This is a genomic window from Psychroflexus sp. ALD_RP9 (genome assembly GCF_017311165.1).
In the GTDB taxonomy this organism is placed as follows: Bacteria; Bacteroidota; Bacteroidia; order Flavobacteriales; family Flavobacteriaceae; genus Psychroflexus.
The window spans coordinates 2,140,049-2,158,852 of the sequence record NZ_CP062973.1 but is presented as its reverse complement, the minus strand read 5'-3'; the positions used below and the strand labels follow the sequence as shown (position 1 = coordinate 2,158,852).

The 18,804-nt window shown below is 33.1% G+C and carries 15 protein-coding genes; 7 read left to right on the top strand and 8 right to left on the bottom strand.

The features are described from left to right. Together IMZ30_RS10190 and IMZ30_RS10185 are read right to left on the bottom strand one after the other, a co-directional pair. Entirely contained in the window at positions 1-1,284 is a 1,284-nt protein-coding gene (locus IMZ30_RS10190) for a T9SS type A sorting domain-containing protein (RefSeq protein WP_207038201.1), read from the bottom strand. Continuing rightward, positions 1,284-1,925: a protein-L-isoaspartate(D-aspartate) O-methyltransferase gene (locus IMZ30_RS10185; RefSeq protein ID WP_207038200.1), complete on the bottom strand. Its 642-nt coding sequence runs from the start codon at positions 1,923-1,925 to the stop codon at positions 1,284-1,286. The genes IMZ30_RS10190 and IMZ30_RS10185 overlap by 1 nt, the downstream gene beginning before the upstream one ends. 224 nt (positions 1,926-2,149) lie before the next feature. Between IMZ30_RS10185 and IMZ30_RS10180 the strand changes: the two genes are divergently transcribed. The 7 genes from IMZ30_RS10180 to miaA are packed head-to-tail and all read left to right on the top strand — an operon-like array spanning position 2,150 to position 9,057. Beyond that, complete coding sequence (locus IMZ30_RS10180) at positions 2,150-3,115, top strand: Gfo/Idh/MocA family protein (RefSeq protein WP_207038199.1); 966 nt, start codon at positions 2,150-2,152, stop codon at positions 3,113-3,115. Positions 3,116-3,133: 18 nt separating this feature from the next. After that, positions 3,134-4,021, top strand: a complete 888-nt coding sequence (locus tag IMZ30_RS10175; protein WP_207038198.1) for a 3-hydroxybutyryl-CoA dehydrogenase — start codon at positions 3,134-3,136, stop codon at positions 4,019-4,021. Beyond that, the gene (locus IMZ30_RS10170; protein ID WP_207038197.1) at positions 4,022-5,260 is read left to right on the top strand and encodes a DUF1015 domain-containing protein; all 1,239 of its coding nucleotides are present in this window, start codon (positions 4,022-4,024) and stop codon (positions 5,258-5,260) included. 10 nt (positions 5,261-5,270) lie between these two features. Further along, a complete protein-coding gene (locus tag IMZ30_RS10165; protein ID WP_207038196.1) occupies positions 5,271-5,933 on the top strand; it encodes a YggS family pyridoxal phosphate-dependent enzyme in 663 nt (220 codons plus the stop codon). A gap of 3 nt (positions 5,934-5,936) precedes the next feature. Further along, the gene (locus tag IMZ30_RS10160) at positions 5,937-7,301 is read left to right on the top strand and encodes an exonuclease domain-containing protein (protein ID WP_207038195.1); all 1,365 of its coding nucleotides are present in this window, start codon (positions 5,937-5,939) and stop codon (positions 7,299-7,301) included. Between the two features lie 8 nt (positions 7,302-7,309). Beyond that, a complete protein-coding gene (locus IMZ30_RS10155; protein ID WP_207038194.1) occupies positions 7,310-8,128 on the top strand; it encodes an ion transporter in 819 nt (272 codons plus the stop codon). Continuing rightward, the gene (gene miaA / locus IMZ30_RS10150) at positions 8,128-9,057 is read left to right on the top strand and encodes a tRNA (adenosine(37)-N6)-dimethylallyltransferase MiaA (protein ID WP_207038193.1); all 930 of its coding nucleotides are present in this window, start codon (positions 8,128-8,130) and stop codon (positions 9,055-9,057) included. Before IMZ30_RS10155 ends, miaA begins: the two co-directional genes overlap by 1 nt. 32 nt (positions 9,058-9,089) lie before the next feature. Here miaA and IMZ30_RS10145 read toward each other — a convergent pair whose 3' ends face one another. From IMZ30_RS10145 to IMZ30_RS10120, 6 genes are all read right to left on the bottom strand, one after another. Next, positions 9,090-9,812, bottom strand: coding sequence for a response regulator transcription factor (locus IMZ30_RS10145; RefSeq protein ID WP_207038192.1), 723 nt, complete (start codon positions 9,810-9,812; stop codon positions 9,090-9,092). A gap of 4 nt (positions 9,813-9,816) precedes the next feature. Next, positions 9,817-11,391, bottom strand: a complete 1,575-nt coding sequence (locus IMZ30_RS10140) for a sensor histidine kinase (RefSeq protein WP_207038191.1) — start codon at positions 11,389-11,391, stop codon at positions 9,817-9,819. A gap of 78 nt (positions 11,392-11,469) precedes the next feature. Then, positions 11,470-12,048, bottom strand: a complete 579-nt coding sequence (gene coaE / locus IMZ30_RS10135) for a dephospho-CoA kinase (protein WP_207038190.1) — start codon at positions 12,046-12,048, stop codon at positions 11,470-11,472. Further along, positions 12,045-12,986 carry a CdaR family protein gene (locus IMZ30_RS10130; protein ID WP_207038189.1) on the bottom strand — a complete coding sequence of 314 codons (942 nt, stop codon included), beginning with the start codon at positions 12,984-12,986 and terminating at the stop codon, positions 12,045-12,047. The genes coaE and IMZ30_RS10130 overlap by 4 nt, the downstream gene beginning before the upstream one ends. Then, positions 12,983-13,984 carry a glycosyltransferase gene (locus IMZ30_RS10125; protein ID WP_207038188.1) on the bottom strand — a complete coding sequence of 334 codons (1,002 nt, stop codon included), beginning with the start codon at positions 13,982-13,984 and terminating at the stop codon, positions 12,983-12,985. The genes IMZ30_RS10130 and IMZ30_RS10125 overlap by 4 nt, the downstream gene beginning before the upstream one ends. A gap of 79 nt (positions 13,985-14,063) precedes the next feature. Beyond that, on the bottom strand, positions 14,064-18,785 hold the full coding sequence (locus IMZ30_RS10120; protein ID WP_207038187.1) for a fibronectin type III domain-containing protein: 4,722 nt from the start codon (positions 18,783-18,785) through the stop codon (positions 14,064-14,066). Between the last annotated feature and the right edge of the window lie 19 nt (positions 18,786-18,804).

Genomic DNA, 18,804 nt, shown 5'->3' with positions numbered 1-18,804 from the left:
TTAGTGTTTTAAAAGACTAAGATAGCTAATTTCACCAGAGTTAGATTCAATACAAACGTAGTAAACTCCTTTAGATTGTGAGTTTAACCGCAATTGTTTACCTAAAAAAGTGTGTTTAACAATTTGACCTTTAGAATTATAAACTGATTTAATTTTGTAACTAGCAGGTAAATTTAAGTACACATATTCTAAAAAAGGATTGGGATAAGCTTTAACTTGGTTTGCAGTAAAATTATCTACCGAAAGTTGAGTACAATTTCTTGGTGATGAACTAGAAAAGTTGAAGTTTCCATCATTTATATACCAATGCTCCCAAGTTAACCAATTAGAAGTTTGCCAATCATTTAAATCTAATTGGTAAGTTCCTGTTGGTGTCGCTGGAATTTTAATAACATCTATCGCAGACTGATTTACACTCCAAGTGATGGCTTCATTTTGTTCTATAGTTTCTGGTGGTGTAAGTTCACAATTGGTTTGTATAAAATAAGCGTAATCTTCAAACTCAGGATAATCACCATAAACCTTAGCCATAGCATTTTGATCTATACAAATAGCCGTAAACTCTTCAGCAGCAATTCCTTTTACTGATGTATTAGGGTTATTTAATAACAAGCGAGCCAAAAAAACTGATAAGCGACCTTTACGGTCAGGGTTGTCAAAATGCGTATCTGTAATTGTTGTCTCTAATATAGGTATATTTAAAAAATCGCTTTCACCTAAGCTGATATTGGGATGATATGGGTTAAATAATGCCTCAGAAGATGTAACTGTACCATTAGATGCAGAGAAGTAATAATCTCCTAAAATGGCCATACCTGCACTTGTACCTCCTATAGCACCCTGTTTAATATTAATATGATGATTAATCGCTTCATTAATGGCATTAGACTTAAAAAAATCAAGATAATTAGATTGATTTCCTCCAGCAAACCAAATCGCTTCAGCTTGGTTAATCCTATTAATAATATAATTTTCTTGAGAAGCTTGACTGCTAGAAATCACCAAAGTCTCGACTGAATTTAAAGTGACTCCCAATTCATTATAAAAATAGGTATTATAAGCATCACTACCACTTGTACGTAAAACTAAAACATCACCAGAATTTGCCAAATTTAAAAACCATTGCATGGCATTGTCATTTTCTGTGCCACCACCCATTAAACAGACACCAAAAGTTGGTGTAATGTCAATATTTTCTGAGTTACCAACCCGATAAGACTCATAACTTTGTGCAAAGCAGCTTAAACTAATAAAGAGGAATGATAGCAAAACAAAATAACGCATTAGCTTTTATTTTCAAGTAAAGGAACAAACCTAAATTCACCAAAACTTTCCTTTTCAAATGCTTTTGCAGATGTTCTCGTTAGTCGGTTCATGATTTGAGGGTCTTCACCAACAGGAATCACAAGCCTACCACCTATTTTTAACTGAGCTAGTAGAGGTTTCGGAATAAAAGGTGCTCCGGCAGTTACAATTATTTGGTCAAAAGGTGCATAATTTGGTAAACCCTTGTAACCATCACCAAAACTAATATACTTAGGTCTGTAGCCTAGTTGAGCTAAAAATTTACTAGTTTTTTTATATAACTCTTGTTGACGCTCAATCGTAAAAACTTTTGCCCCTAATTCGCACAAAACAGCAGTTTGATAACCACTTCCAGTACCAATTTCTAATACTTTATCATTAGGTTTAAGGTTTAATAATTCAGACTGAAAGGCAACTGTATAAGGCTGCGAAATGGTTTGTCCAGCAGCTATTGGAAAAGCTTTATCTTGATAGGCATGATCCTCAAAACTACTATCCATAAATAAATGTCTTGGTATCACATTAATCGCATTAAGTACATTTTTGTTGGTTATTCCTTTTTCTTCTAACAACTTTACGAGTTGCTTACGTTTACCTTGCTGCCTAAAATTATCTTTCACTAGAATCGATTAAGGGTTTTGTAAAAATAGAAAAGAAAATTTCAATCATGAAATTAATTTAACGCAATCCTAAAACAGAAAAAACATATATAAAATGATTTATAAAGATGGTAAATAAGGCATAATCATAAATTTAATTAAAGCCTTCTTAAAATGCGCTATTGAATTATGATATGAACAAGAAATCTCAAAAGAAATACTATTTTTGTCGTAAAACTTAGTTTATGTTAAAAGTTGGTGTGCTCGGTTCTGGGCATTTAGGGAAAATTCATTTACGCTTATTAAAAGCCTCGAATAAATATGAATTAGTTGGTTTTTTTGATCCTAATAAAGAAACTGCTGAAAAAGTTTCAAAAGAATTTGGATATAAAAACTTTGAAACATTAAATGACCTTATTAAAACTGTAGATGTTATTGATATTGTAACACCGACCTTAGCCCATTTTGAAGTTGCCAAGCAATGCATTGAAGCTGGTAAGCATATTTTTATCGAAAAACCGATTACAAATACAGTTAAAGAAGCTGAACAGCTCATCGATTTAGCAAAAAAATATCAAGTTAAAGGTCAAGTAGGACATGTAGAACGTTTTAATCCAGCTTTTAGAGCGGCTTTACCAAGCTTTAACAACCCTATGTTTATTGAAACTCATCGTTTAGCCGAGTTTAATCCAAGAGGAACTGATGTACCTGTTGTTCTAGATTTAATGATACATGACATTGATGCCATTTTAAGTGTTGTTAAATCACCTGTAAAACATATTAATGCCAGTGGAGTTTCAGTAATTTCTGACACACCTGATATTGCAAATGCTAGAATTCAATTTGAAAATGGCTGTGTAGCAAACTTAACGGCTAGTCGCATTTCGCTTAAAAATATGAGAAAATCACGCTTTTTTCAAAAAGATGCTTATGTCTCGGTAGATTTTTTAGAGAAAAAAACAGAAGTTGTTCGCATGAAAGATGCGCCTAAAAACCCTGGTGATTTTGATATGATTTTACAAAATGCTGAAGGCGTCAAAAAACAAATCTATTTTGAAAATCCAAAAGTCGACCAAAACAATGCTATTCTTGATGAACTCGAAACCTTTGCAGATGCTATTAATAACAATACACCACCAATAGTTAGTCTTGAGCAAGGCACAGAAGCTTTAAGAATTGCCAAACAAATAATAAACGCATTTGATAATTAATCTAAAAACACAATACTTATGAAAAATATAGCTGTTATTGGAGCCGGTTCTATGGGAAACGGCATCGCACACACTTTTGCACAATTTGGGTATAAAGTTAGTTTAATTGATGTTTCTCAGGAAAATTTAGATAAAGGTCTTGCAACAATTACTAAAAATTTAGACCGAATGCTTGCAAAAGAGAAAATCAGTGAAAGCGATAAAAATGAAACATTAGCCAACATTACGCTTTATACAGATCTTGCCAAAGGCGCAGAATATGCAGGCTTAGTAGTAGAAGCAGCCACTGAAAATGAAGCCATTAAACTGGATTTATTTAAGCAATTAGATGAAATTTGCCCAGACGATACCATATTAGCAACAAATACAAGTTCGATTCCGATTACAAAAATCGCAGCTGTCACAAAAAGATCTGAACAAGTCATTGGAATGCATTTTATGAATCCAGTGCCAATTATGAAATTAGTTGAAATTATTCGTGGTTATAATACCAGTGATGAAACTAATCAAATTGTAGTTGAAATAGCTAAAAAGCTGAAGAAAGTACCAACAGAGGTTAACGATTACCCAGGTTTTGTTGCCAACCGAATTTTAATGCCAATGCTAAATGAAGCAATTGAAACTTTATACAATAACGTGGCTGGTGTTAAAGAAATCGACACTGTAATGAAACTTGGTATGGCTCACCCGATGGGACCATTACAATTAGCTGACTTCATTGGGCTTGACGTATGCCTTTCTATATTAGAAGTAATGTATGATGGATTTAAAAATCCAAAATATGCACCTTGTCCTCTATTAGTTAACATGGTTAGAGCAGGCAAATTAGGCGTAAAATCAGGTGAAGGCTTTTATGATTACAGTGCATCAAAAAAAGCTGAAGTCGTATCTAGTCAATTTAAATAAATGCCTATTTTTAAACCATTTAAAGCATCAAGACCTACACGTGATAAGGTTGGTCTAATTGCCTCACGTACCTATGAAACTTACTCTAAAGCCGAACGTGAGGCAAGGTTAGACCATAATCCTTTTTCATTTTTACATATTGTAAATCCTGGCTATAAATATCATAAAGAAATTTCTGGCCCTCAACGCTTTAACTTGGTTAAAAATAGATATGAAGAATTTAAGGAAGATGGAAATTTTATAAAAGACAAAAAACCACTTTTTTACTTACATAAAATCGTTTATCGGCATCAAACTGAGTTTATTGGCATTGTTGGTGCGGCTTCAGTAGAAGATTATGAACAAGGCGCTATTAAAAAACATGAAGATACAATAGCTGAAAAGGTAGATGTTTTTAAAGATTACCTTAAAACTGTTCGTTTTAATGCTGACCCCGTTTTATTGACTTACAAACAAAATGAAGTTATTGAGCAAATTTCTCAGAAATTAATGCAAGAGCGAGCTGAATATGAATTTACAACAACTTCAAGAGAAACTCATTATTTATGGTTGATTTCAAATGAAGAAGATATCAATTCAATTCAAAAAGCTTGTCAGCAAACCGATTGTTTTTATATTGCAGATGGCCATCATAGAAGCAGTTCTTCAATTGCATTGAAGCAAGACCTTGAAAAGGCTAATCCTAAACATACTGGAAACGAAGCTTATAATTACTTTATGAGTTATTTAATTCCAGAAAATCAACTTAAAATATTTGAGTTTAACCGTTTAGTTTCATCACTCAATAATCTTGATCCCGAAAGTTTTTTAATTGCTTTAGATGAATATTACAAAATAGAAAATCGCGGGCAAGATTATTTTAAACCTTCATCTAAAAACGAATTTAGCATGTATCTTGAAGGTGAATTTTATTCTTTAATTCTCAGAAAAAAGGCCTATAAATTTACTGATGCACTTTCCGAATTGGATGCACAAGTTTTATATGACACAATATTAAATCCGATTTTAGGTATAAAAGACTTAAGAAATGATAAACGCATTGCTTATGTACAAGGTCAAAAAGATATGGCTTATGTTAAAGGTGCTGTTGACCAAGGCGACTATGCAGTTGGGTTTGGGATGTTTCCAACATCAGTTAACGAGATTAAAACCATTGCTGATGAAGGCTTGATAATGCCACCAAAAACAACTTATATCGATCCAAAATTAAGAAGTGGAATTTGTATTTACGAATTTTAAAAAATAAGTTATGGCTTTTTCAATTCAACAAAACATCAAATCCTTTCAAGATGAGCTTGGCACAGAAGTTTGTCTTGTGGCCGTTTCTAAAACCAAACCAGAAAGTGATTTATTAGAAGCTTACAATGCTGGCCAACGTGTATTTGGCGAAAATAAAATTCAGGAAATGACCCAAAAACAAGAGTCGCTTCCAAAAGACATCAAATGGCATATGATAGGTCATGTACAAACTAATAAAGTAAAATACATGGCAAGCTATGTCGATTTAGTTCATGCCGTACATAAACTCAAGCTATTAAAAGAGCTAAATAAACGTGCTAAAGAACACAATCGCGTTATTGATTGTTTATTACAAATAAAAATTGCCGAAGAAGATACAAAGTATGGCATGTCTAAAGATCAAGCCATAGATTTACTAGAAAGTGAAGCTTATAAAAACATGGCTAATATTAATGTAAAAGGCCTTATGGGAATGGCTACTTTTACAAAAGATGAAGCTCAAATTAATCGTGAATTTAAGTTTTTAAAAGACTTTTATGATGAACTTAAATCCAAACACAAATTTGAAATTTTATCAATGGGAATGAGTGGCGATTATAAAATTGCCCTAAATTATGGTAGTAATATGGTACGAATTGGAAGTTCTATATTTGGTGAACGTAATTATAATTAGAATTTGTACGCAATCTTAGACATAGAATCTACAGGAGGTAAATACAACGAAGAAGGTATTACTGAAATTGCTATTTACAAGCATGATGGACATGAAATTGTCGATCAATTCATAAGTCTTGTAAATCCTGAACGCAAAATTCAGTCCTTTGTTGTTGGTCTTACAGGTATTAATAACGAAATGCTGCGAAATGCCCCAAAATTCTACGAGATTGCGAAACGTATAATTGAAATAACTGAAGACTGCGTCATTGTAGCTCATAATGCTAAATTTGATTTTAGAATGCTTCAGCTGGAGTTTGACCGGTTAGGCTATCAATTTGAGCGTAAAAGTTTATGTACTATAAAGCTTGCTGAGTTACTCTTACCCGATTTAAAATCTTATAGCTTAGGGAAATTAGTTAAAGCCTTAGGCATACCAATTACCAATAGGCATCGAGCTAGTGGTGATGCTTTAGCCACTGTTAAACTTTTTGAACTTTTATTAGAAAAAGACCAAAATAAAAAAATAGTTTCTTCTTTAATAAACACGCATAAAAAAACAAAGAAAACAAAAAAATTAATTAGGCTTAGTGACAACTTACCTAACAAAACTGGTGTTTATTATTTTTATAATGATGAAGGAGAAATAATTTATATTGGTAAAAGCAAAAACATAAAAAAAAGAGTTCAGCAGCATTTCACAAACCAAAGTCATAAATCTCGTAAAATCCAAGAGGAAGTAACATCAATATCATTTGACTTAACAGGTAATGAACTTGTAGCGTTATTAAAAGAAAATCACAGCATAAAAAGTCTTAAACCGAAATATAACAAAGCACTTAAGAAGGATATTTTTAACTATGGGCTTTATCAATTCACTGATCATAAAGCCTACATTAATTTTAGTATTCACAAATCTACCAAACAAAAAGACTTAATTACCACTTTTGTAAACCTTCAACAGGCTAAAAAATTTATGGCTACTCAAGTTGAAGCGTTTCAATTATGTCCAAAATTATCAGGACTTGAACAAACGAATGGTCCATGTTTTAGCTACGGTATTAAAAAATGTGAGGGTGCTTGCATCGAAAAAATATCAGCTGAAAACTATAATAGAAATGCATCAAGTTTCATTAAAAAGTTTAGTCTAGAAAAAAACAGTTTTATTATTGTTGATCGTGGTAAAAACCCCAATGAAAAATCGATCATTGTCGTTAAGAAAGGAGAATTAATGGGGTATGCATTTACTCAGCTTAACCACCAAAAATCATTCAAGATACTAAAAGAATTACTTACTCCTTTAAAAAGTGATCGAGATGCAAAGCATATTTTACAAGCTTATTTAAGAAAAAAAGGTAAACATGTTAAAATAGAACCCTTAGAATAAGTAAAGAGATGCATTGGAGAGAGAAGTTACACGAAATAATTTACGAAGCAGACACACCAGCAGGTAAAGCTTTTGATGTGTTGTTGCTAATTGTAATAAGCTTTAGCATTTTATTTGTAATGCTGGACAGTGTGCAGTCTATTTACGATCAATATCATGATTTTTTCTATATCGCCGAATGGGTTATTACTATAATATTTTCAATAGAATATATTTTAAGAATTATTAGTATCAAAAAACCGTCTAAATATATTTTTAGTTTTTATGGCGTCGTCGACTTACTTTCTACATTGCCTTTATATTTAACCTTCTTATTTTCAACGAGTTATGCCTTAATGACGTTAAGAGCCTTACGGTTACTAAGAATATTTAGAATATTAAAAATTACGAGATATATAGGCGCTAGTAATAATTTAGCAGCAGCACTTAAGAGCAGTCTTCCTAAAATTATGATCTTTATCTATGCGGTTATCATTATTTCGTTTATCACCGGAACGCTAATGTACTTAATTGAAGGTCCAGAACATGGCTTCACCTCTATTCCTGTGAGTATTTATTGGACGATAGTTACCTTAACCACAGTTGGATTTGGAGATATACATCCCGTAACACCACTTGGGCAGTTTATTGCAACTTTAATTATGATTTTAGGTTATGGCGTTATTGCAGTACCTACAGGAATTGTTAGTTCTGAATATGTGAGTCAAAGTAAAAAACAATCAAAAAATACGCAATCTTGTTTTAACTGTGGAGAAAAACAACATCAAGACTCTGCAAAATTCTGTCAAACTTGCGGATATTCACTAAACAAAACACCAACAGATTAATGCCAAAGTCGAAATATCTTATTTCTATTGTTGGTCCTACAGGAATAGGCAAAACTAAACTTGCTATTGAAATTGCAAAAGTATTTGAAACTGAAATTATTTCTTCAGATTCTCGACAGTTTTATAAAGAGTTAAACATAGGTACTGCGGTTCCTTCAACGATTGAATTAGAAGCCGTAAAACATCATTTTATTCAACATATATCAGTTAAAGAAACTTACAATGTAGGTGATTTTGAACGAGATGCTATTGAAATCTTAAATAAGCTTTTTAAAACAAACGATGTGGTTGTTATGGTTGGTGGTAGCGGACTTTATGAGAAAGCTATAACTCAAGGTTTAGATAAATTTCCTGAGGTTGAAACTAAGATAAAATCAAATCTTGAACATGAACTGGATAAATATGGCCTCGAGAAACTTCAACTAGAACTAAAGGCTAAAGACCCTAATTATTACGCCCAAGCTGATATTCAAAATACCCAAAGAGTCATTAGAGCTTTAAGTGTAATTCGTTCTTCTGGTCAAGCTTTTTCTAATTATCTATCCAAAGATAAAAACAAACGAGAATTTAATTCAATTTTAATTGGCTTGACGGCAAGTCGAGAAATTATTTATAACCGGATTAATTTACGTGTTGACCAAATGGTTGAAAATGGGTTATTAGTCGAGGCAAAATCTGTTTATAAGTATAAAGAGCAGAACAGCTTAAATACAGTAGGCTATAAAGAGTTATTTGAATATTTTGAGGGGAAGATTGATTTTGATGAAGCTGTAAGATTGATAAAAAGAAATACAAGGCGATTTGCAAAGCGCCAGTTAACTTGGTATCGAAAAGATGACCGCGTTGAATGGTTTGATTATCAATACGATAAAGCTAAAATTTTAAGCTATATTGAAGATAAAATTCAAGGTGAATATAAGTCACCTTGAATTTTAGAACTCAGAAACTGAAAATTAGTTGGTTAAGCGTTTTTACCATCTTCGCCTTTAACCACTAATCTAAAGCCTTCACCGTGAATATTCAAAATTTCTACGGTATCGTCTTTTTTCATGTATTTTCTTAGTTTGGCGATATAAACATCCATACTTCTAGAGGTGAAGTAGTTGTCGTCTCTCCAAATTTTTGTTAAAGCTAATTCTCTAGGCATCAAGTCGTTTTCATGTAAAGCCAACAGACGTAAAAGTTCATTTTCTTTAGGTGATAACTTGATAGGCTCTTCATCTTTATAGGTTAAAAATCTAAGCTTTGAATTTAGGTGAAAGTTTCCAATTTTAAATTCAAATTGTTTGCTATCTGCAATACTATCAGTTGCTTTACGCTGCATGATTGCTTTAATTTTCATCAATAAAACTTCGCTATCAAACGGCTTGTTTAAATAGTCATCAGCACCAACTTTATAGCCTTTCAAAACATCTTCTTTCATTGCTTTTGCTGTTAAGAAAATAATAGGTACATCTTCGTTTTTACCTCTTATTTCTTTAGCTAAAGTAAAGCCATCTTTATATGGCATCATGACATCTAAGATGCATAAATCAAAGTTTCCTTTCTTGAATTTTTCAAAGCCTTCCATACCGTTTTTAGCATGAGTGACTTCATATTCATTCATTGTTAAATAATCTTTTAAGACAATTCCAAAGTTTGGATCATCTTCTACTAATAAAATTTTTTTGTTTTCAGTTTCCATAATTTTAAGATATTAAAGGTAATTTAATTGTAAATGTACTTCCTTGCCCTTTTTCACTATATACAGATATTTCACCTTGGTGGTCTTCAACAATTTGTTTAACGTAAGCTAAACCAAGACCATGACCCTTTACATTATGAATATCACCTGTATGTTCGCGATAAAACTTTTGGAAGATTTTTTTCTGGGTTGATTTACTCATACCTGATCCCTGATCTTTGATACTTAAAACAATAAAATGTTTAACCACTTCGGTATAAATATCAATTTTTGGAGATTCTGGAGAGTATTTTATGGCATTATCTAATATGTTAACAATAACATTAGTTAAATGCGTTTCATTTGCTAAGATTGTGAATTGACTAGCTTCTAAGTGTGATTTGATATAGCCTTGTCTGTTTTCAACAATTAAATCTACATGATGTATAGCTTTCTGTATTAAGTCGTGTAGAGATTGTTTTTCTTTTTTGATGTCTAGTTCATTTTTTTCAAGCTTAGAGATACGCAATACATTTTCAACCTGAGCATGCATGCGTTTATTCTCCTCACGAATCATGTTCATATAACGTGAAATAGCATCAGTGTTTTCAGCGATTTTAGGATTTTTAACTGAGTCTAAAGCTAAATTGATGGTTGCAATTGGTGTTTTAAATTCGTGCGTCATGTTATTAATGAAATCAGATTTAATTTGTGAAATCTGACGTTGCTTAATTAATTGACTAATTGCAGTAGAAAATGCTAAGACTATTACTAATGTAAATAAGATTGAGAGTATGCCCATTAAGGCGATTGAAGATAAAATTTGTTGATTTTTATCCTCAAAATTCACGAAAAGCTGATAATCAGAAGCTTGGTCTTTGTAACCAAAAACTGGAATTCCGTATGTTGAAGGTGAATTGAGCTTAAAATCTGCTGAACGAACTTTTGTATTTAAGCCATTACTAAAAATCCCGAATTCATAATCAGATTTAATATCCCATTTAGAGATATTTTTATCGATAAGTTTTCTAATTTCAGTTGTATCTACTCTTTTGTGAATCGGCAATTCAGCTGCCATTTCTTTAACTACATCGATAAGTAAATATTTTTCGGCATCTACAATTCTGTTGATACGTTGATAACGTTCTTCGGCAGTTAAGCCTAAACTATTAGGGTCTAAATTATCTTCACGTGAGATTTTTGTTGCTAATTTTTTTGAAGTTATTTTTTTAAAAAATACAGAATCGTCCTGGTTAGATAAAAATTGAGAAGATATTTTATACTCTTCTTCAACTAAACTATTAGAATAAACAAAATATTCACTTGAATAATCTTCTTTCTTAACTTGAAATAATTCACTTAACTGTTTTCTAAAAGGTTTTGTAGAGTCGGCAACGCTTGCTAATTCAAAATAATATTTGTCAATTTCATTAGATTCTAAGTCTTTAACAACATTAATAAGCATTTGCTTAGCAGCGATTGAAAATTGTTCTTCATTGCTTTGAACTGTATTTTTAATCCAATATCCTTGAACAAAAATAATCCCGATAAGAGATAAGCTCATCAGAACAATCAAAAACTTAAAAAGTCGTGTATTCATGCAACAAAATTAGGATTTTAACATTTGTACATCTTTGCGTTTAACCAAATGTTAACAAGCTAATTTTAACAGATATATTTATGAATTTTTTAAAAGATTATCAATTTCTTGAACACGTGCCTTTGTTTTTTCTAAATCTACATTAATAACAACAAAATCTGTTAAATTGGCTTTTTTCTCATCAGGCCATTGCTGACATATACGCTCTAAAACTTGAGATTCACTAATACCATCACGAGACATAACTCTATTAATTCTAGTAGACTTTGGAGCTGTTACTAAAATAATTTTGTCAAAGAAATTTTGACGGTTATGTTCAAAAATGATAGCAGCTTCATAAATAACGTAACTTGAATTTTGTTGCTTAAGCCAATTTTCAAATTCATAGTGAACACGAGGATGAATTATTTTATTAAGTTTGTTAAGCTTTGTCGAATTATTAAAAACAATTGATGCCAGAGCCTGTCTATCAAGTTTGTTTTCTTTAAAAAGATGTTCTCCAAAAGTCTGCTTGATAAGGTTAATGACTTCTTTTTGATTATAAAGTGATTTAGCAACTTTATCTGCAATAAAAACAGGAACACCCAATTCACTAAAAAAATTAGCAACAGTGGTTTTACCACTACCGATTCCCCCTGTTAGACCTATAACTTTCATTCTTTTATTAAATAACTAATTTGCTTAGTTCGTAAACGCTGGTATTTTATAAACTTAGGCGACTTTACTATTTTAGGTATGAGGTAGCTGTCACTTACTTTTGCTTTATCATAATCACATACCAACTTAAAATTTTTAGCAGAAACCTTGTCGTATTTAGATAATGGTATTTCAAAGCTAACTTCAACTTGCTTTGGATAAATACTAATACTAGTATCAAGCGGCAAATTAATGACTTCAACAGGTAGTGTGATTGTTTTTTCAGTAAATCGATCAACAAATATATTGTATTCAATAACAAAAGTATTTACCTGATCAAATTCTAATGCCTCTAAATTAAGTTCAATTTGTGAAGAAATGCTATCGTCGATATTTTTATGAATAATAGGTTTGGTAAAAACTGAATCTATAGAGCTTAGTATATTTCTTTTACCATAAACAGTAACTTTAGACGGTGAATATTGTATGTCTTGAATAGTGTCGAAACCTGGCTGAAAAGTTAAGTTCAAAATTGGAATAACCTTCATTTGCTTTGAAAAGAGTTGATAAAATCTAAGTTTTAGATTATGATTAACCTCTACTTGATCTTTACCAACTTCTAATTGGGTTGAAATTAAATTATTTAAGACAGCTTCATCTAAACTTATAAAATCAATAGACTTAGTAAACTTACTATAGTCAATATTAATTTGAGGATTGAAAAGATTTAAATACAATAAATTTAGTCCAGTAGAAGTAATATAAGTTGAAAGTTTTTGTTCCTTCTCGATTTTATATTCTTTTGGTAAATTAATTATGCTGTAATTTAACTGAAGCTGTGTCGTATAAGTCTTTGAAAGTTGCAGAACAAACCAAATAGCAGCAGTTGAAATTAATATAAATACAAATGCTTTATTATGATCTAATTTAGGAGTTAAGCGCTTGAATATTGATTTCATTTAAAGAACAAGTTTGGATAAACTTTTTGAGGGTTTTTATTTAATACTAAAATATGAACAAAACTTTTGAGAAAAGCTATACCATAGCCAAAAAATTGAACTAATACAGCAACAATTGTCAACATAGCAACTTTAAAAGAACGATATTTAAACAAAGATGATAAAAAAATAAGTAAAAGATATGTACCGTATAAGATTAATAAACTTAAACTTAGTGGTAAAAGTATAAAGCTAATCAATAAGCCTAAACAGAATAAACTAGGAAAAAGAAAAGTAATTTTAAAAGTTTTTGGATGCCATTTTATTAAAATTGGACGAACTGCTCCAAATTTAGAAACTTGTTGATAAAATTTTCTAAAATCAATTCGGCGTTTATGATAAACAAATGCTTTAGGAATAAAACCTAAATTAAAATCTAAATTTTTTAAACGAATAGATAAATCTGGATCTTCACCAGGGTGAATTTTACCAAAACCTCCTGAGGCTAAAAAAGCCTCACGAGAGATTCCTATATTAAAACTTCGTGGTTCGTAAGATGATGTTTGGCTATGCTTGTTTCCTCTAATGCCACCTGTTGTCAAAAATGATGTCATAGAAAAATCAATTGCTTTTTGAGTAATCGAAAAGTCTTGATGAGATTGATCTGGACCACCATAGCAGTCAAAATAATGAATGTTTAGAGCAGCATCAACAGCTGACAAATAGTGTGGTGGCAAAATCACATCACTATCAAGAATAATAAAGTAATCAGCACTTGACTTAGACATTCCAAAATTTCTAGAATCACCTGGACCAGAATTAGGTTTAAAATGATAATTTATATTCAATTTAGAGCTAAATTCATTTACAATGTCTTTTGAAGTTAAGGTTGAGCCGTCTTCAATAATTAAAATTTCAAATTTCAATGAAGTCCTAAGTGTTAAAAAACTCATTAACAGCTCTTTAATCTCCTGAGGCCGATTATAAACAGGAATGATAAACGCATAAGTTCTACTCATTCTACAAATGTAATACTCTTTTAAGCATAAAAAAACCCGAGCCTGATGACTCGGGTTATATTAAACAATCTAGAAGAATTTATTTTTTAATAATTCTAAATGTTTGTGTTTGACCTTCAATAGTTGCTTTAACTAAATAAACACCAGCTTGAACGTTATTAAAGTTCATATCGACAGTGTTAGATTTTGGTGAAAGTGACTTCACTTCTTGACCTAACATGTTATAAACAACAACTTCATCAACTTGAGTTCTTGACTCAATAGTAAAGTTATTTTCTACTGGGTTTGGATAGTAGCTAAAGTTAGCACTACTAAAGAAGTCTGTATTAGATGTCGTCGCATTATCAGTCACTTCAATACCAAATGTCCCATCGGCATCATTGTAACCACTTACCTGAACATAATAAGTCTCACCTCCAGTAAGTTGGTCATTAGATATAATTGAAGTCCAACCGCTTCCAACAACATCACCACTATCCTGATCGCAATCAATGGCAGGACTAAATGTCGAAGTATCAGCACAATCAGTTGGCGCAGCAAATAGAGCTATTTCAGTGTCTGTTAAAGTGCCACCAATATCAGTTGAAATGGTTACATCACCTGAATTTGGCGCTACAAATGTAAACCAAACAGTTTTTTGAGCACCACCGACATAACAAGCACCAGCAGGTTCATCAGTTTCTACGGTTGCACCAACATTCGTATACTCATCGGCAACACCTGCATCACCAACATTTAATGCAATAGCATTACAAATATCATCGTTGGCAGGTGGAACTGCTAAAGTAGTAAAGTTTAAAGGACCTTCTAAAGCACTCTGACCATCTGTATCACAATCAGACTGAATATAGAAGTCATAAGAAGTATTTGGATCTAAACCTGTTAAAGGTAATGTTTCAGTACCTGCAGCTAAGATATTAGTATCGATTGGATTTGCTGTATCAGTATCAGCACCTGCATCAAAAATATACCAAATATAACCATTAGTTGCATCTACATTATCTGTCCAAGAAAAATCAGCAGTTGTAGTTGTTATATTTGCTACTGCAATATCATTTGGAGCAACACATGTTGGAGCTGGATAACAATCAACTTCATACTCAAACGCAGTTCCAGTAACTGAACCATCCGACTCAACATAGAACGAAATTTCACCAGTTGAAGACTCATAGGTGCCCACAATAGAACCGGCACCTGTCGCAATCACGTTACCTGAGCCGTCAGCTGCATCTGTTATAAACCAATCATCACAACAAGTTTCAGTAGAGCCTGCAGTAAATGTTAAGCTAATATAATCGCCTGGTGTATCAGCTATGAAACCTAAAGCACTAGCAGATGTTTCATTATTGTCATAAGAATATGAACCAGTAGATGAACAATTTCCAGGTCCTTGAGTAAATATGCTCACAGGTCCAGCAAGTGGACTCAAGCCATTAGCATCACAATTTCCTTCAACATAAACATCATAACTAGTAAGAGGCTCTAATAAACTTGTTGTAGCTGTTGCTACACCAGCAGCAGTTGAGCCTGAATCAACCTCTGTAGCAGAAGTAATATCAGCACCAGATTCATATACATACCAGTTGTAACCAGCTGTAGCATCTATATTGTCATCCCAAGTGATATCAGCAGAATTATTTGTAACATTAGAAACTGATACACCAGTGATTTCAGAACATGTTAATGGTGTTCTTACTTTAAATTCGTCTATAAAGAAATCATAATCTTCAGTATCATCTACACTACCGTCCGTTGCCCAAAATGCAAACTTAACAGTTCCTGTATAAGCTGAAAGGTCAAAAATTTCAATCTCTCCGGTTTCACTTGGATAATCAGACTGATTGTAAGTTGCAAGAGCAGTCCAAGTGGCACCATTATCTTCTGAAATTAATACCTGTACTTCATCATCAGACCCCATACCAGCACCTTCAGGTGCATTTGAGTTTGCGAAATCTGTTAACCCTACACTATAAACAAGCTCGTAACCACCCGCTGACATATCAAAACTTGGTGAAATTAACCAATCTTCTCTATTATCTGTATATAGATTAATACGAGCTGCACCAGTAGTACCATTATTTAAGAAGCCGTCAGCTGACCATAATCCACTACCTAAATCAGATGGACCTGTTGTTGGGTCTCCACTTCCTGCTTCTTCCCAGCAATCAGGAGTAAACGTATCAAAAGATTCTGTATAATCAGGTGTGAATGCTAAACAAGCAGTTACAAAAGATTCTGGTCCTAAGTAATCGCTAGGATCTGGTTCAGGACTACAAATAGAACGAACATAAACATCATAAGCTGAATTATCTGAAAGACCACTTACAGAAGCCATTGTTTCACCAGCAGCTGTAGTTCCTGATGCAGCTGGTGTATTAGCTGTGTCTAATGGATCTTCACCGTCAACCATAACAACCCACTCGTAACCAGAATCTTCAGTATTTGAAGCTGTCCAAGAAATCTCAGCTGTAGAAGCTGAAATTTGGCTCACAACAAGTTCTGTTGGAGCAGCACAAGCTTCAGTTGTTGTGAAAGTTACTGGACCAGCTAAAGAACTTTGGCTACTACCACAATTAGCTAATACATAAACATCATAAGCAGTTAAAGGATCTAAACCTGTGATAGATGCTGAAGTTTCTCCAGCTAAGGCTTGACCATTAAATAAAGGCGGAACGCTTTGTGCATCTGCACCTTGTGCATAAACAGCCCAAATATGTGCTGCATTACCACCATTATTTCCTGTAAAAGTTAACTCTGCGCTATCTCCAGTGATGGTACTAACAGCTAAATCAGTTGCAGGAAAGCATGAAGGCGCCTCGTTAAGCTCAAAATTATCGATAGCCATATCACTTTCGAAACCTGAACCTTTAGTCGCTCTGAAAATGATTTGAACAGTCTCTCCTGCATAATTGTCTAGTGCAACTGTTTGAGAAATGAAAGGATCATCTTCAGTAGTTTGCTGTTGACCAGTCAATGTAAATACCGTTGCAGTTGTTGTACCATTATCTACAACCACTTCTAAAGTTCCCATATTTACACCAAACATATGATAATCAAAATAAAGTGCTGGCGTGTTTAAGTTTGATAAATCGATAGATGGCGAAACCAAATCAATAACATCTCCTTCACTACCAGAAGTTGCCTCAGTAAAGAAATAGTTACCATCACTTACTCCAGCTGCTGGACCTGTTCCGCTTGATGATGTATCTGTATCATCTGTAAGCTCCCAAAGATATGCTGTACTTGTGGCAGTCCAACAGTTTTCATTACTAAAAGCAGAACTTGAAACTGTAAAACTTTCAAAGTCCTCAACATATGGAGCTAGAAGAGCAGAACATGCTGTTGTAAATTCAAATGGACCAACTTGTGTACTTTCATCACTAGCACCACAAACAGCCGTCACGTAAAATTCATAAGAAGTTTCAGCATTTAAACCTGATAAACTAACACCGAGTGTTCCGTCATTATCAGATACGGTTGTACCTTCAGTTTCTGGATCAAAACCAGATGGTCCCCAAACTATTTCCCATTCTGTTTCAGCATCACCAGCAGCCCAAGTAAGGTCTGCAGAATCATCTGTTAAATTAGTTGCATCTAAGTCAGAAGGAGCTGGACAAGTTTCATAATAAAGTGCAAAATCAGAAGGTGAAGCTTCCTGTGAGTCATCCCAAACCATTGCGTAATATGTATTACCAGCGGTCAATCCTGTAATATCACCATCGAAATTGTTTAAACAATTCGCCGTAATTTCAGTTAAATTAGCACAATCTGGACCTTCGAAAATTGTTATTCCAGGATCATTTGTACCTGAGATAAATTTTAGGGTTGAAGAAGGTGCTACAAAAGAGTACCAAACCCCATAATTACCAAAGCCATCACAATCTACCAATTCGATTGGTTCTTCTGTTGCGCTAGCAGATATAAAGGTTGTCAATTGAGTATCATCAGTTGTAATAGTTAAAGGTGTAGCACCAGCACAAGTATCGTTTGCTGGCGGACAAGTATCTACAAACGACCCTAAATCAACATTACAATCTGTGTCAGACTCATGCTCTAAAGTTAGGTTAACTGGTGTACCAGCTGGAAATGGTCCAACCGTAACTACACCTGTCGCAGTAACATCAGTACTTGCCACACCTGCATCGTTAGTAAGGCTTAAAATAGCTGAGTCACCTAAATCAGTAATGTCTACGTCAATTGAAAACTCACCATTGGCACAATCTTCAACAAGAGTTGAAGTTGCTTCTGGTAGCACACAATTAACTTGCTGGTTTGCTTCGAAATTATCTACATAAAAGTAGTAATCACCAGCTGCCCAAGTGTTTGCTATTTGTAATTTTACATCTGTTCCTGCTGGCAAATCAGCTGCAGCAATAGTTGCGGAAACATTTGCACAATCTGCTGAAACTGTATGGTTACTATCATCTATTGTAAGTATTGTCACCCAATTTGCACCATCATCAGTTGAGTATTGCAATTCTGCAGTACCCCAACCAGCACCTTGTGGTGTTGTTGGATTCGAAAAGTTGTATTCAACTATTTTGTAGTCGAAACTAATTGCTAAATCCGTCCCATTAGAACCACCAACATAATTAGGCGTAGTCAAATTACCTGTAGTGTTAGAACTCCAAATGTTAGATCTTTCCGAATTACCTGCACATGCAGCGGTAGCTGTATTCGAATAGGTATCGGTCCAATCAGTTGGTGTTCCTGAATCGAAATTTTCAGAAACTAAAATTTGTGCTTCGCTTTGCCAGGAAAAGGCAAAGAATAAAGCAAACAAAATTGTAATTCTTTTCATAATTGTTAAATTTTAAATA